This window comes from Micromonospora sp. BS32, assembly GCF_059089345.1.
This window is the reverse complement of sequence record NZ_JBSSHR010000021.1, coordinates 30,836-44,320: the sequence shown is the minus strand read 5'-3', so window position 1 is coordinate 44,320 and position 13,485 is coordinate 30,836. Positions and strand designations below refer to the sequence as shown.

General features: G+C 73.8%; 15 protein-coding genes. 11 read left to right on the top strand and 4 right to left on the bottom strand.

The genetic code is table 11. The annotated features are described in order from the left end of the window. Positions 1-4: 4 nt before the first annotated feature. Positions 5-1,039: an aldo/keto reductase gene (locus AC5RWQ_RS25115; protein WP_494285107.1), complete on the bottom strand. Its 1,035-nt coding sequence runs from the start codon at positions 1,037-1,039 to the stop codon at positions 5-7. A 154-nt stretch (positions 1,040-1,193) separates the two neighbouring features. Here AC5RWQ_RS25115 and AC5RWQ_RS25110 point away from each other — a divergent pair, with 154 nt between their 5' ends. The 5 genes from AC5RWQ_RS25110 to AC5RWQ_RS25090 all read left to right on the top strand — a co-directional run bounded on the left by AC5RWQ_RS25110 (position 1,194) and on the right by AC5RWQ_RS25090 (position 5,792). Beyond that, positions 1,194-2,657, top strand: a complete 1,464-nt coding sequence (locus AC5RWQ_RS25110) for a hypothetical protein (protein WP_494285106.1) — start codon at positions 1,194-1,196, stop codon at positions 2,655-2,657. 114 nt (positions 2,658-2,771) lie between these two features. After that, on the top strand, positions 2,772-3,887 hold the full coding sequence (locus AC5RWQ_RS25105; protein WP_494285105.1) for a M24 family metallopeptidase: 1,116 nt from the start codon (positions 2,772-2,774) through the stop codon (positions 3,885-3,887). Continuing rightward, a complete protein-coding gene (locus tag AC5RWQ_RS25100; RefSeq protein WP_494285104.1) occupies positions 3,884-5,026 on the top strand; it encodes an acyl-CoA dehydrogenase family protein in 1,143 nt (380 codons plus the stop codon). Before AC5RWQ_RS25105 ends, AC5RWQ_RS25100 begins: the two co-directional genes overlap by 4 nt. 45 nt (positions 5,027-5,071) lie before the next feature. Further along, positions 5,072-5,299 (top strand): DUF433 domain-containing protein, encoded by a 228-nt coding sequence (locus tag AC5RWQ_RS25095; RefSeq protein WP_494285155.1) that lies wholly within the window; start codon positions 5,072-5,074, stop codon positions 5,297-5,299. A gap of 10 nt (positions 5,300-5,309) precedes the next feature. Beyond that, entirely contained in the window at positions 5,310-5,792 is a 483-nt protein-coding gene (locus AC5RWQ_RS25090; RefSeq protein ID WP_334489081.1) for an Lrp/AsnC family transcriptional regulator, read from the top strand. 9 nt (positions 5,793-5,801) lie between these two features. Here the strand turns inward: AC5RWQ_RS25090 and AC5RWQ_RS25085 are convergent, their stop codons facing one another. Further along, positions 5,802-6,371 carry a histidine phosphatase family protein gene (locus tag AC5RWQ_RS25085; RefSeq protein WP_494285103.1) on the bottom strand — a complete coding sequence of 190 codons (570 nt, stop codon included), beginning with the start codon at positions 6,369-6,371 and terminating at the stop codon, positions 5,802-5,804. A gap of 40 nt (positions 6,372-6,411) precedes the next feature. Then, positions 6,412-6,915, bottom strand: coding sequence for a maleylpyruvate isomerase N-terminal domain-containing protein (locus AC5RWQ_RS25080; RefSeq protein ID WP_494285154.1), 504 nt, complete (start codon positions 6,913-6,915; stop codon positions 6,412-6,414). Positions 6,916-7,389: 474 nt separating this feature from the next. Between AC5RWQ_RS25080 and AC5RWQ_RS25075 the strand changes: the two genes are divergently transcribed. The 4 genes from AC5RWQ_RS25075 to AC5RWQ_RS25060 all read left to right on the top strand — a co-directional run bounded on the left by AC5RWQ_RS25075 (position 7,390) and on the right by AC5RWQ_RS25060 (position 8,868). Then, entirely contained in the window at positions 7,390-7,695 is a 306-nt protein-coding gene (locus tag AC5RWQ_RS25075; RefSeq protein WP_494285102.1) for a hypothetical protein, read from the top strand. After that, positions 7,692-8,090, top strand: coding sequence for a PIN domain-containing protein (locus AC5RWQ_RS25070; RefSeq protein ID WP_494285101.1), 399 nt, complete (start codon positions 7,692-7,694; stop codon positions 8,088-8,090). Before AC5RWQ_RS25075 ends, AC5RWQ_RS25070 begins: the two co-directional genes overlap by 4 nt. Before the next feature lie 188 nt (positions 8,091-8,278). Next, positions 8,279-8,470 (top strand): CsbD family protein, encoded by a 192-nt coding sequence (locus AC5RWQ_RS25065; RefSeq protein ID WP_494285100.1) that lies wholly within the window; start codon positions 8,279-8,281, stop codon positions 8,468-8,470. Positions 8,471-8,532: 62 nt separating this feature from the next. Next, positions 8,533-8,868: a YnfA family protein gene (locus AC5RWQ_RS25060; protein WP_494285099.1), complete on the top strand. Its 336-nt coding sequence runs from the start codon at positions 8,533-8,535 to the stop codon at positions 8,866-8,868. A gap of 366 nt (positions 8,869-9,234) precedes the next feature. Here AC5RWQ_RS25060 and AC5RWQ_RS25055 read toward each other — a convergent pair whose 3' ends face one another. Beyond that, complete coding sequence (locus AC5RWQ_RS25055; RefSeq protein WP_494285098.1) at positions 9,235-10,641, bottom strand: KamA family radical SAM protein; 1,407 nt, start codon at positions 10,639-10,641, stop codon at positions 9,235-9,237. Between the two features lie 144 nt (positions 10,642-10,785). Here AC5RWQ_RS25055 and kdd point away from each other — a divergent pair, with 144 nt between their 5' ends. Continuing rightward, entirely contained in the window at positions 10,786-11,847 is a 1,062-nt protein-coding gene (gene kdd, locus AC5RWQ_RS25050) for an L-erythro-3,5-diaminohexanoate dehydrogenase (RefSeq protein WP_494285097.1), read from the top strand. Positions 11,848-11,851: 4 nt separating this feature from the next. Further along, positions 11,852-13,423, top strand: coding sequence for an amidohydrolase (locus AC5RWQ_RS25045; RefSeq protein ID WP_494285096.1), 1,572 nt, complete (start codon positions 11,852-11,854; stop codon positions 13,421-13,423). The last annotated feature ends 62 nt before the right edge of the window (positions 13,424-13,485 follow it).

Here is a 13,485-nt window from a genome sequence, read left to right as displayed (position 1 = left end):
CCGGTCAGCCCGGCGTGCCGGGCAGGTCGCGGCCGCGCTGGCGCACCCCCGCCTCGCCGTACGGGTAGTCGGCCACCGCCGGGGCGCTGGCCGTGTCCAGCAGCCGGGACTGCTCCTCGTCCAGGCGCAGGTCGGCGGCGGTGAGGTTGTCGTCGAGCTGGTCGGTGGTGCGGGCGCCGAGGATGACCGAGGTGACGGCGGGCCGGTCGGCCAGCCAGGCCAGCGCCACCGCCGACATGGAGACCCCACGCTGGTCGGCGACGGTACGCACCGCGTCGAGCACCCGCCAGGTCCGCTCCTGGGAGTTGCGCCCCGCGTACGCCTCGACGCCGCGCTCCGGGTCCTCGCCGAGCCGGGTGGCCCCGGTGGGCGGGCTGTCCCGCCGGTACTTGCCGGTCAGCCAGCCCCCGCCCAGCGGGGACCAGGGCAGGATGCCGATGCCCTCGTTCTCGCAGACCGGCACCAGCTCGAACTCGATCTCCCGGACCAGCAGGTTGTACTGCGGTTGCAGGGTGACGATCGGGGCGAGCCCGAGGTGCTGGGTCAGCAGGGCCGCCTTCTGCAGCTGCCAGCCGGTGAAGTTGCTGACCCCGGCGTAGCGGATCTTGCCGGCGCGGATCGCGTCGTCGAAGAAGCGCAGCGTCTCCGGCAGCGGCGTCAGCGGGTCCCAGGCGTGCGCCTGGTAGAGGTCGACCGCCTCGACGCCGAGCCGGCGCAGGCTGGCCTCCAGGGCGCGGGTGAGGTGCACCCGGGACAGGCCGGCGTCGTTCGGGCCCGGCCCCATCGGGAAGCGACCCTTGGTGGCCAGCACCACCCGGTCGCGCACGCCCGGTCGGCCGCGCAACCAGCGGCCGACGATCTCCTCGGAGACCCCGGTGGAGTAGACGTCGGCGGTGTCGATGAAGGTGCCGCCGGCCTCGACGAACCGGTCCAGCTGGGCGAAGCTGCCCGCCTCGTCGGTCTCCGCGCCGAAGGTCATCGTGCCGAGGCAGAGGTTCGACACCACCGTGCCGGTGGCGCCCAGGGTGCGGTAGCGCATGGTTTCCTTCCGGTCGTGGACTGCGCCGATCCTCGCACCGGGCCGCGCCGGGCGCAGGGCGAGCGCCGCCCGCGGTGCAGGTCAGCCCGGCATGAGGCAGAGTGGCACCCGCGGTCGGGGCGGTCCGGCGCGAGGCGGGGAAGGGGTGGTCATCGTGGAGGGTCCGAGCGGGGTGGTGTTCCCCCGTACCGGTGCGGGACGCAGCACGAGCGCGGTCGGCCGGGCCGTCGTCGCGGACGCCCTGCGCGCGGTCGACCCGGTCGGCGCCCGGGCGGCCGAGCACGAGACCAACTGGCGGCACGGCTACCTGGCGCACTTCCGCCGGCTCGTCGAGGCGGGGCTGCTCTCCCGCGACGCCGCGCTCACCATCGCCCGGGACGGACTCGCCTCGCTGCACTCCCGGATGACCGTGGTCGGCGCGGACGGGCGCGAGACCGGGCTGGGCGAGGTCTTCGCCGCCCCCACCGACCACGAGCCGCTGGAGACGGCCACCGTCAGCGGCGGCGGTCCGGTCGAGCGGGAGCTGTCGCTGCCGTACCGGGGCCAGCGGCTGCGCGGCGACGACCTGCGCCGCCGGCTCGACGCCTGGGTGGGCGCGGGCGTGGTCGAGCCGTCCTGCGCCGAGGCGGTCGGCGCGGTGCTCGCCAACCCGGACTGGCTCGACCTGCGCGACCAACAGGTCGTGGTGCTGGGCGCGGGCGCGGAGATGGGTCCGCTGCCGTCGCTGCTGCGCTGGGGCGGCGACGTCCTCGCGGTGGATCTGCCCCGGCCGGAGCTGTGGCGGCGCGTCCTGCAGACCGCCCGCCGCCACGGTGGTCGGCTCCGGCTGCCGGTGCGGCCCGGCACCGCCGGCGACGACCCGGCGCTGGCCGCGCACGCCGGGGCCGACCTGCTGCACCGCCTGCCGCAGGTCGCCGACTGGCTGGGCGGCGTCGACGGCCGGCTGGTGCTCGGCAACTACGTCTACGCCGACGGGGCGACCAACGTACGGGTCGCCACCGCCGTCGACGCGCTGACCGTCCACCTCCAACGGCAGCGCGACGACCTGGCGCTGGCGTTCCTCGCCACGCCCACGGACGTCTTCGCCGTCCCGGCCGATGCGGTGCGGCACGCCGAGCGGGGCTACGCCGACCGGGGTTGGGTACGCCGCTCGCTGCGGCTCGCCTCCGGCGGCCGGCTGCTGCACCGCAACTACCCGCCGGGCGCCGACCCCGGCGTCAACGACAGCCTGGTCCCGCAGCAGGGGCCGAACTACGCCCTGGCCAAGCGGCTGCAGCGCTGGCGGGCCGCGGTGGCCCGGGACGCCGGGTCGACGGTGTCGTTCACCGTCGCGCCGCCCACCCGCACCCGCTCGGTGCTGCGCAACCGGGCCCTGGCCGCCGCGTACGCCGGCGCGCACCGGTTCGGCATCGAGGTGTTCGATCCGGCCACCAGCAACACGCTGATGGCCGCGCTGCTCGTGCACGACCTGCGCACCGGCGGCGGCCCGGCGCAGCCGCACCCCTGGCAGGACGAGGCGTACGCGGCCGCGCACGGCGGGCTCTGGCGGGTGCCGTACGCCCCGCGCAGCGCCCTCGGCCTTGCGGTGCTGCTCGGTCTGGGCGGCGCCCGCGCCTGACCGGGTGGCGCGGCGCCCGCACGCCCCGCCGCAACCGCACCGGAGCCGCCGCGGCTCGGGTCGGGCGCACCTGCCCGGCTGGGTCGGCGCCCAAACGACCGTTAAGCTGGCGGGGTGGGAACCGACGAGCTGTACCCCGCCGACCGGCTGGCCGCCGCGCAGCGCGCCACCGCCGCCGCCGGCCTGGACGCGCTGCTGCTCACCCCCGGCTCGGACCTGCGCTACCTGACCGGCTACCACGCCCACGCGGGGGAGCGGCTGACCTGCCTGGTGCTGCCCGCGCGGGGCGAGGCGACGCTGATCGTGCCCGCCCTGGAGCGCCCCGCCGCCGAGGCGTCCCCCGCTCCGGCCACCGGCGTCCGGATCGTCGACCACACCGACGGCAGCGACCCGTACCCGCTGGTCACCACCGCCCTCGACGGGCCGGTCGCCGCTGTCGGCCTGGCCGACCGGATGTGGGCCGAGCAGGTCCTGGCCCTGCGCGCCGCGCTGCCCGGCGCCGCCCAGCGGCTCGCCGGCGAGGTGCTGCGGGAGCTGCGGATCCGCAAGTCCCCGGCCGAGGTGGCGGCGCTCGCCGAGGCCGGCGCGGCGATCGACGCGGTGCACGCCCGGATGGGGGAGTGGCTGCGCCCCGGCCGGACCGAGGCGGAGGTCGCCACCGACATCGCCGCGGCCATCCGCGCCGCCGGCCACGCGACCGTCGACTTCGTCATCGTGGCCGCCGGCCCGAACGGCGCCAGCCCCCACCACGGCACCTCCGACCGGCCGATCGGCGCCGGCGAGCCGGTCGTGGTGGACATCGGCGGCACCATGCCGTCGGGCTACTGCTCCGACTCCACCCGCACCTACGTCGCCGGCGGCCCCGCGCCGGCCGAGTTCGCCGACTACTACACGGTGCTGCACGCGGCCCAGGTGGCCGCGGTGGCCGCCGTCGCGCCCGGCGTCACCGCCGAGGCGGTCGACGCCGCCGCCCGCGAGCCGATCACCGCCGCCGGGTACGGGGAAGCCTTCCTGCACCGCACCGGCCACGGCATCGGCCTCGACGGGCACGAGGAGCCGTACGTGGTGGCCGGCAACCCCCGGCCACTCGAGCCCGGCATGGCGTTCTCGATCGAACCGGGCATCTATCTCGCCGGGCGGCACGGCGCCCGGATCGAGGACATCGTCGTCTGCACGACGGACGGCGTCCGACGGCTCAACACCACCCCCACGGAGCTCATCGCGCTATGACTGTCGACCGGATCCTCCCCACCGACGAGGCCCACGACCTGCTGGACCTCGTCACCGAACTCGCCGACCGCGAGCTCGCCCCGAAGGCCGCCGGCTTCGAGGAGCGCGCCGAGTTCCCCCGCGAGGTGCTGCGCACCCTGGGCCGGGCCGGCCTGCTCGGCCTGCCGTACGCCGAGGAGCACGGCGGCGCCGCCCAGCCGTACGAGGTCTACCTCCAGGTGCTGGAGATCCTGGCCGGCCGCTGGCTCGCCGTGGCCGAGGCGGTCAGCGTGCACACGCTGTCCTGCTACCCGGTCGCCCAGTTCGGCAGCGCCGAGCAGCGCAAGCTGCTGCCCGACATGATCGGCGGGGAGCTGCTCGGGGCGTACTGCCTCTCCGAGCCGCAGGGCGGCTCCGACGCCGCCTCGCTCACCACGAAGGCGGTCCGCGACGGCGACGCGTACGTGGTCACCGGCACCAAGGCGTGGATCACCCACGCCCGGGTCGCCGACTTCTACAACATCTTCTGCCGCACCGGCGAGCCCGGCCCGAAGGGCATCTCCTGCCTGCTGGCCGACCGGGGCACGCCCGGGATCCTCCCGCAGGCGGCCGAGCGGACCATGGGCCTGCACTCCTCCCCGGTCGCGCAGATCGCCTTCGACGACGCCCGGGTGCCCGCCGACCGGCTGATCGGCGGGGAAGGGATGGGCTTCACCATCGCCATGTCCGCCCTGGACTCGGGGCGGCTCGGCATCGCCGCCTGCGCGGTCGGCCTGGCCCAGGCGGCGCTGGACTACGCCGTCGGCTACGCGAAGGAGCGGCGGCAGTTCGGTCGCGCGATCATCGACTTCCAGGGCCTCGGGTTCGGGCTGGCCGACGCGGCCACCCAGATCTCCGCCGCCCGGGCGCTGACCCTGGCCGCCGCCCGGCTGCGCGACGCCGGCCGGCCGTACTCCATCGAGGCGGCGAAGGCGAAGCTCTTCGCCACCGACGTGGCGATGCGGGTGACCACCGACGCGGTGCAGGTGCTCGGTGGGGCCGGCTACGTCGCCGACCACCCGGTGGAGCGGTACATGCGGGAGGCGAAGGTGCTCCAGATCGTCGAGGGCACCAACCAGATCCAGCGGCTGGTGATCTCCCGGGCGCTGGCCAGGGACTAACCTGTACCGGTGACGTTCCCCCGGATCACCGTCGACCCCGAGGTGATGGGCGGCGCACCCTGCGTGCGGCAGTCCCGGATCCCGGTGGCGACCCTGCTGGCGATGATGGCGGAGGGGATGTCCGTCACGGACATCCTCACGACCTGCCCTTCCTGGACGAGGAGGACATGGCCGAGGTGCTCAACTTCGCTGCGGACGCGGTGCGCGACCGCACGGCCCGCTGAACGTCACGCCGGCGGGACCGTCGTCGCGTGGGAGCGCTCGACCGGGTAGGTTGCGTGCCGTGGAGGAGATCGACCGGGCCATCGTCGCCGCGCTGACCGCTGACGGCCGGCTGTCGTACACCGATCTGGCCGAGAAGGTCGGGCTGTCGGTCTCCGCGGTGCACCAGCGGGTCCGCCGGCTGGAGCAGCGCGGCGTGATCAGCGGCTACACCGCGCGGGTGTCGTTCGAGGCGCTGGACCTGCCGCTGACCGCCTTCGTGGCGATCCGGCCGTTCGACCCGTCGCAGCCGGACGACGCGCCGGAGCGGCTGGCCCACCTGCCCGAGATCGACTCCTGCTACTCGGTGGCGGGGGAGGACTTCTACCTGCTGCTGGTGCGGGTGGCCGGTCCGGCGGACCTGGAGCGGGTGCTGCAGGAGATCCGTACGGCGGCGAACGTCACCACCCGCACGACCGTGGTGCTGTCCACCCCGTACGAGTCGAGACCGCCGAAGATCGCCGCCGGCGAGCCGGTCCGCCGCTCCCGCAACGGTGACGCCTGACCGGCGGGCTCAGCCGCCGTTCCAGCGGAGGATGACCTGCCGGCCGTGCTCGTAACCGAGGACGCTCACCGTGGCGGTGTCCAGTCGAAGCCGGCCACCGCCGGCGGGCGGCAGGCCGATCCAGCGGGCGCCGACCACCCGCAGGCTGTGCGCGTGGCCGACCAGGCCGACGCTGCCCTGCGCCAGCAGGGGAGTGATCCGGTCGAGCAGTCGGTCGACCCGCTCGGCCACCTGCTCGGGCGACTCCCCGCCGGGGCAGCCGTCGGTCCAGATGTTCCAGTTCGGATCGTCCTCGGCGTGGATGTCCACGGTGGTCCGACCCTCGTAGGAGCCGTAGTTCCACTCGGCGAGGTCGTCGTCGGTGGCGTCCACGGTCAGGCCGGCGAGTTGCGCGGTGCGCAGGGCCCGCAGCCGGGGGCTGGAGAGCACCCGGGCGAACCGCCGGCCGACGAGCACCCCGGCGAGCGCGCGGGCCTGCCGCTCCCCGTCGGCGGTGAGCTCCAGGTCGGTGTACGAGGTGTGCCGGTGGGTGGCGCTCCAGGTGGTCTCGCCGTGCCGGATCAGGACGATCTCGCTCATCCGCCCAGTCAACCAGGTCCCGAGGGTCGACAGAACCGTGTCAGTGCGCGGCGCACGCGCAGAACGAGGCGTCGGCCTGGTCCGGGTCCCCGCCGGCAGCGGTGGCGGGTGTGGGCAGGCGGGCGGCCCGTGCGCCGTCGGCGGAGAGCCAGTTGCGCCAGGAGCGGCCCTCGGTGGCGTGGTAGTCGACGGCAGCGGGCTCGTGCGGCCAGGCGGCCGTCGTTGTGCAGCAGGTGGACAGGAAATCCTCGACACCGTCGAGTGCCACCTCGTCCGGCAGCGGCTGCGGGGCGCCCAGGGTGAGCTGAGTGTCGTAGGTGTCCGCGATCTCCTGGAGCTGGTGTCGGGCGACGGCACCGCAGGTCTGCGGAGACTGCGACGTACCCCACCACGTCCAGCAACCGCGATCCGGGCCGGCCTCCCGCAATGCGTCCAGTAGCTGCTGCGTCGATGCGGCCAACCAGGCCAGCAGGGCCTCGCGCTCCCGAGGTGCAGCCGGGCCCTCCGATGGGGACTTGGCCGAGGCGGTAGGCCCTGCGGCGATGGTGGCGGCCCAGGAGCGGCGCCCCTCGCCCAGGTGCTGCGCCAGGGTCGAACAGCGTCCACTCGGGGCAGGTCGGCACCTGCACGTCGAGGCTGGGCGCGGAGGCGACCGCGGCGCGGAAGGCGGTCGATCGTTCGTCGATCAGCCGCAGCAGATCGGGGAACTCCAGCGTCTTTTCACTGCGGCTGTCTATCACCGTGCTCCGACAACCGGACAGCGATTTTCACAGCCGACGCAAGCGCGCGGCACGGGCCGCGCGCCCTCGGCGGAACGTGCTCTACGAGTTGATGTTCGACCAGAACAGCGCGGTGAGCCCGCGCCGGTCCTCGTCCGACAGCTTTTCGCCCGCACCGGTTCGGTGCGGACCCGCTAAAGCAGCAGGGTGTGGCCGACCACCATCGTCCTAGGACGCCGTAGAGGTGGTGACGTGTCGCGCTCGGGTGGGTCCGGTGCCACCGGCGTATGCTTCCCGGTATGACCGGAGCGGTGCGCAAGCTGTCGATCTCGGTTCCGCCGGACGTGGCGGAACGGCTGGAGCGCGAGCCCAACGCGAGCGCCTACCTGGTGGACGCCGCCCGGGCGCTGATGCGCCGGGAGGCGCTGACCGCCGAGCTGGCCCACCAGGGGATCTCGGTTACCGACGAGGGTGTGGCCAGGGCCCGGGCGACCCGGGCCGCGCTGGACGCCGCATGGCCGGCGGAGCGCTACGAGGCGCTCCGGGAGCGGGTGCGCCGTACGGCGCGGGAGGATCCCGCCGCAGGTCGGGCGCCGGCGGCGTGACCGCGGGGGAGACCCTGCCGGTCCGGCTGGTACTGGACCGGTCCGCCCTGCTGGCCTACCTGGCCGGTTCGGTGCACGTCGGGGAGCCGCTGCACGAGGTGATCGCCGACGGGGTGCGCTTCGGCGTCACCGCCGTGACCGCCGCCGAGACGCTGGCGGTGGTGGACGACCCCAAGGACCGGGCGGCGCTGCACCGACTGCTCGCCCTGGACGCCTGCGCGGTGCTCCCGACCCCGGGGGAGGCCTGGCAGGAGCTGGCGTACTGGCGGGGCTTCACCGGCCGCGCGGACCTGGCCACGACCGTGCTGGCGTGCCTGGAGCACGACGCGCCCATCCTCTCGGGCGAGGCCCGCTACGGCGACGACGATCTGCCGGTCATCGCGTTTCCGTCCTGACCGCCGCAGACGTCACACCACCGGAAGACCACACCCTAGCGTCCTAGGACGCGCTACAGGGTGTGTCCAGCACCGTCCAAAGGCACAGCCTGATCATCCGGAACGGACCGGTTTCCCGGGGCCTGCACCGGGGACGCACGGGGGAGCGGGGCAGCAGCCCCGCGACCGCCGGAGCGACAGGAGGCGACATGAGCTTCACCGACAAGGCGAAGAGCAAGGCCCAGGAGCTGACCGGCGTTGCCAAGGAGCGGATCGGCGACGTCACCGACAACGAGCGGATGCGAGCCGAGGGCGCCAACGAACAGAGCGCGGCCCGGGCCAAGCAGGCCGGCGAGCACGCCAAGGAGGCCGGCCGCAACGCGAAGGACGCGTTTCGCTGACCCGCGTACGCGGGACGAGCGGCCTCCGGAACTCCGGGGGCCGCTCGCGTTAGGTTCTGCGGATGTTGGTCGCGCGCTCACTGCTGTTGTTCGTCCTCGCCGCGCTCGCCGAGATCGGCGGGGCGTGGCTGGTCTGGCAGGGCTGGCGGGAGCACCGGGGCCTGTGGTGGATCGCCGCCGGCGTGATCGCGCTCGGCGCGTACGGCTTCGTGGCGACGTTCCAGCCCGACGCGCACTTCGGCCGGATCCTCGCCGCGTACGGCGGGGTGTTCGTGGCGGGCTCGCTGGCCTGGGGGATGGCGGTGGACGGCTTCCGGCCGGACCGCTGGGACCTGGCCGGCGCGGCGATCTGCCTGGTCGGCGTCGCCGTCATCATGTACGCCCCGCGCTCCGGCTGAACGCTCTGCCCAGCCTCCTTGCGGTGCCGGTTCGGCGGTGGGGCTGCCAGAGTCGGCCGGCCGGCACCGGCCGTCGAGCATCGCCGCCGTGCACCACACCACCGGCGAGCGCGACCGGCACCCACCAGCTCCATGACAGCAGGTACGCCAAGATGAAGAACGACGTCACCGGCCGGCGCCGCACCGCCGTGAGCAGCTTGACGGTCATGCCTTGAGTACAGCAACGGCCACACCTGGCGGGTAGGGCCGTTGGGCCGCTCAGAGCCACGGCGGGCGGGTGGCCGGGCAGCAACGCCCCGGCCCGCCACCTGCGAACGAGAAAGGAGGGCCCCGGAAAACCGGGGCCCTCCGCGCTCGGCGCGTGGATCAGTCGTTGCGGTGCTCGGCCCACCACTGCTGGCCGGACTCGGGCAGGGTGTCGATCGGGTCGTAGTAGGCGTAGCGCTTGTTGAGCGCCTCCAGGTCGGCGGACTCGATGGAGGTGCGGTAGTTCTTGGTCCAGTAGGAGATGCCGCGCTCGCGGTCGTACTCGGTGAGCATGTGCACCCAGCGCTTGCCGACGAACGGGACGTCGCAGACGATCCGCGGGGTGGCGTAGCCGGGCAGGTAGCCCATGATGTCGTGCTGGAGCTGCTGGGCGTGCCAGACGGGGACCCGCCAGTGCTCGGCGTTGGGGATCATGTCGCACATGTAGAAGTAGTACGGCAGGATCCCGGCCTCGCCCTGCAGGGCGAAGCAGAGGTCGAGCAGGTCGGGCGTGGTGGCGTTGACGCCGCGCATGAGCACGCCCTGGTTGCGGACGTCGCGGACGCCGACGTCGAGGGCGGTCTGGGCGGCCTTGGCGACCAGCGGGGTGATCGACTGGGCGTGGTTGACGTGGGTGTGGATGGCGAGGTTGACGCCGCGCCGGGCGGCGGTGCGGGCGACCCGCTCCAGGCCCTCGACCACGTCGTGCTGGAGCCAGTGCTGGGGCAGGCCCATGAGGGCCTTGGTGGCGAGCCGGATGTCGCGGACGGTTTCCAGCTCCAGCAGCCGCATCAGGTACGACTCGAGGTTGCGCCACGGCACGTTGGCGACGTCGCCACCGGAGACGACGACGTCGCGGACCCCGGGGTGGGCCTTGAGGTAGGCGATGTGGGCGTCGTAGCGGTCGACGGGCTTGAGGGTGAGCTTGAGCTTGTCGACGGCGGGGGTGGAGTTGCCGACCAGGTCCATCCGGGTGCAGTGGCCGCAGTACTGCGGGCAGGTGGAGAGCAGTTCGGCGAGGACCTTGGTGGGGTAGCGGTGGGTGAGCCCTTCGGCGACCCACATGTCGTGCTCGTGCAGTGAGTCCCGGCTGGCGTAGGGGTGCGACGGCCAGTCGGTGCGCCGGTCGGAGGCGACGGGGATCATGTAGCGCCGGATGGGGTCGGCGAGGAACGCCTCGGTGGTCATCGGCGCGAACGGCACCATCGTGTTGATCATCTGCGGCGGCACCAGCATGGACATGGTGGCCAGGGCCTTCTGGTCGGCCTCGAGGTCGGCGTAGAAGGTCTCGTCGACGGTGTCGCCGAGGACGGTGCGCAGCTGCTTGATGTTCTTGACGCAGTTGACGCGCTGCCACTGGGCGCTCTCCCACTGTTCGCGGGTGATGTGGCGCCAGCCGGGGAAGCGGGTCCAGTCGGGTTCGACCAGGGGGCTGCGGCGGTATTCGTAGGGCTGCCCTGCGGTCGGTACGGCGACCGGGGCGTGACGGGGTTGAGGGATGGTCTCAACCGGTTGGGTCTGGGTCACGGCCCCTCCTCGGTGCGTGGTGCGAATGATCAGCGGACCCGAAGGCTACTGGAAAATATCCGGTGAAGAAATTAGTCTGCCGTAAGTTTTCCCGCGACGCGAGTCCTGACCGGGGCTTCGCGCGGCTGAGCAGGGGAGGTCGGCGTGACGTCACCGGTGGGTCTGCACCGCGTCGTGGAACCGGCGGGGGTGCTGCCGCAGGCGGCCTGGCGGCTGGACGCCGACCCGCGGATCGCGGCGAACGAGGTACGCATCCGGGTGGAACGGCTGAACCTGGACGCGGCGAGCTTCCGCCAGTTGTCGGAGAAGCACGGCGGCGACGGGGAGAAGGTCCGCGCCGAGGTGCTGGAGATCATCTCCACCCGGGGCAAGATGCAGAACCCGGTCACCGGGTCCGGCGGCATGCTGATCGGCACGGTGGAGGAGGCGGGCCGGCGCTCCCCGCTGAAGCTGACCGTCGGTGACCGGGTGGCCACCCTGGTGTCGCTGACGCTGACCCCGTTGACCATCCTCGACGGGCTGGCCCGCTGGGACGGGCGCAGCGAGCAGGTGCCCTGCGACGGGTACGCGATCCTGTTCGCCCGGTCCATCGCCGCGGTGCTCCCGGCGGACCTGCACCCGGAGCTGTCGCTGGCCGTGCTGGACGTGTGTGGGGCTCCGGCGCTGACCGCGCGGGTGGTCGCGGAGCACGTGGCGCGGAAGGAACGCGCGGGTGACCCGACGCCGGTGACCGTGGCGGTGATCGGCGGGGCCGGCAAGAGCGGGTCGCTGTCGCTGGCCGCGGCGCGGCGGGCGGGCGCGGGTCGTACGGTCGGGGTGGTGCCGGTGGCGGCGGAGCGCGACGCGCTGGAGGGCGCCGGCCTGGCGTCGGTGGTCGCGTTGGCCGACGCCCGGGACCCGGTGGCGCTGTCCACGGCGGTGACCACGGCGCTGGGGGTGCCGGCGGACGTGACGGTGGTCTGCGTGGACGTGCCGGGCTGCGAGCACGGGGCGGTGCTGGCCACCGCGGACGGCGGCACGGTGATCTTCTTCTCGATGGCGACGAGCTTCGCGGCGGCGGCGTTGGGCGCGGAGGGTCTCGCGGCGGATGTGACGATGCTGGTGGGCAACGGGTACGTGCCGGGTCACGCGGAGTTGGCGCTGGGGCTGCTGCGCGCGGAGCCCGGGGTCCGTGGACTGTTCGAATCCCGGTTGGCGGCAGACTGAGACCATGACGAACCCCTCGACCTTGTACCGCGGTGGAATGCTGCACTGTCCGGCCGAGCCGACCGCGACGGCGCTGCTGGTGCGCGACGGCCGGATCGCCTGGTTGGGCGCCGATGTCGACGCGCCGGCGGCCGACCGGGTGGTGGAGTTGGACGGGGCGCTGGTGACGCCGGCGTTCGTGGACGCGCACGTGCACGCCACCGACACCGGGCTGGCCCTGTCGGGGCTGGAGCTGTCCCGGGTGCGGTCGGCGGGGGAGTTGCTGGACGCGGTGTCGGCGTTCGCGGCGGGGTTGCCCGGTGACGCGGTGGTGCTGGGGCACGGCTGGGACGAGTCGAACTGGTCCGACCAGCGGCTGCCCGGCGCGGCGGAGCTGGACCGGGCGGCCGGTGGTCGGCGGGTGTACCTGTCGCAGGCGTCGATCCATTCGGCGCTGGTGTCGTCGGCGTTGCTGGCGGCGTGCCCGGACGCGGCGGCGGCCCCCGGGTACGACGTGTCGGGCTGGTTGCGCCGTGACGCCCATCATGTGGTGCGGGCGGCGGCGCAGGGGTCGGTGACGCGGTCGCAGCGGGTCGCTGCGCAGCGGGTGGCGTTGGCCCACGCGGCGTCGTTGGGGATCGCGGCGGTGCACGAGTGCGGCGGCCCGGAGATCTCCGACGAGGAGGACTTCATCGGCCTGCTGGGGATCTCGGGCGCGGGGCTGCCGGAGGTGTACGGCTACTGGGGTGAGCTGTCGGGGGCGGCGCGGGCCCGGGAGTTGGGCGCGGTCGGCGCGGGCGGGGACCTGTTCGCCGACGGGGCGTTGGGGTCGCGGACGGCGCACGTGTCGGCGGCGTACCGGGACGGGGAGACCGGCGCGTGCGGGCACGGGTATCTGACTGCCGATCAGGTGCGCGACCATCTGCTGGACTGCGCGGCGCACGGCATGCAGGGCGGGTTCCACGCGATCGGCGACGCGGCGATCTCGACGGTGCTGGACGGGTTCGCGGCGGCGGCGGCGAAGCTGGGCACGGATCGGGTGCGCGCGGCGCGGCACCGGGTGGAGCACGCGGAGATCATGAGCAAGCGGTTGATCGCCGGGTTCGTGGAGTACGGGATCGTGGCGAGCATGCAGCCGGCGTTCGACCGGCTGTGGGGTGGCGCGGGTCGGATGTACGAGTCGCGGTTGGGGTTGGACCGGTCGTTGGAGTCGAACCCGATGGGGGCGATGCACGGCGTCGGGGTGTCGTTGGCGTTCGGGTCGGATTCGCCGGTGACGCCGCTGGACCCGTGGGGTTCGGTGCGGGCGGCGGCGGCGCACCACAACCCGGTGCAGCGGATGAGTGTGCGGGCGGCGTTCGCCGCGCACACCCGGGGTGGCTGGCGGGCGGTGCACCTGGACAGTGAGGGTGTGCTGGCGTTGGGCGCGCCGGCGACGTTCGCGGTGTGGTCGACCCCGGTGGGGGCGGAGCGGGGTCTGCCGGTGTTGCAGGCCGAGGATCCGGAGTTGCGCGGCGCGGACGACCCGACGCCGTTGCCGGTGTGCCGGCGCACGGTGCTGCGCGGTGAGGTCATCTATGAGGAAGGCAATTCGTGAGCGAGCGTAGCGAGCGAACCATCGATACAGCGCAGGCGCGTGTCGCGCCGTGGCCGAGCGCA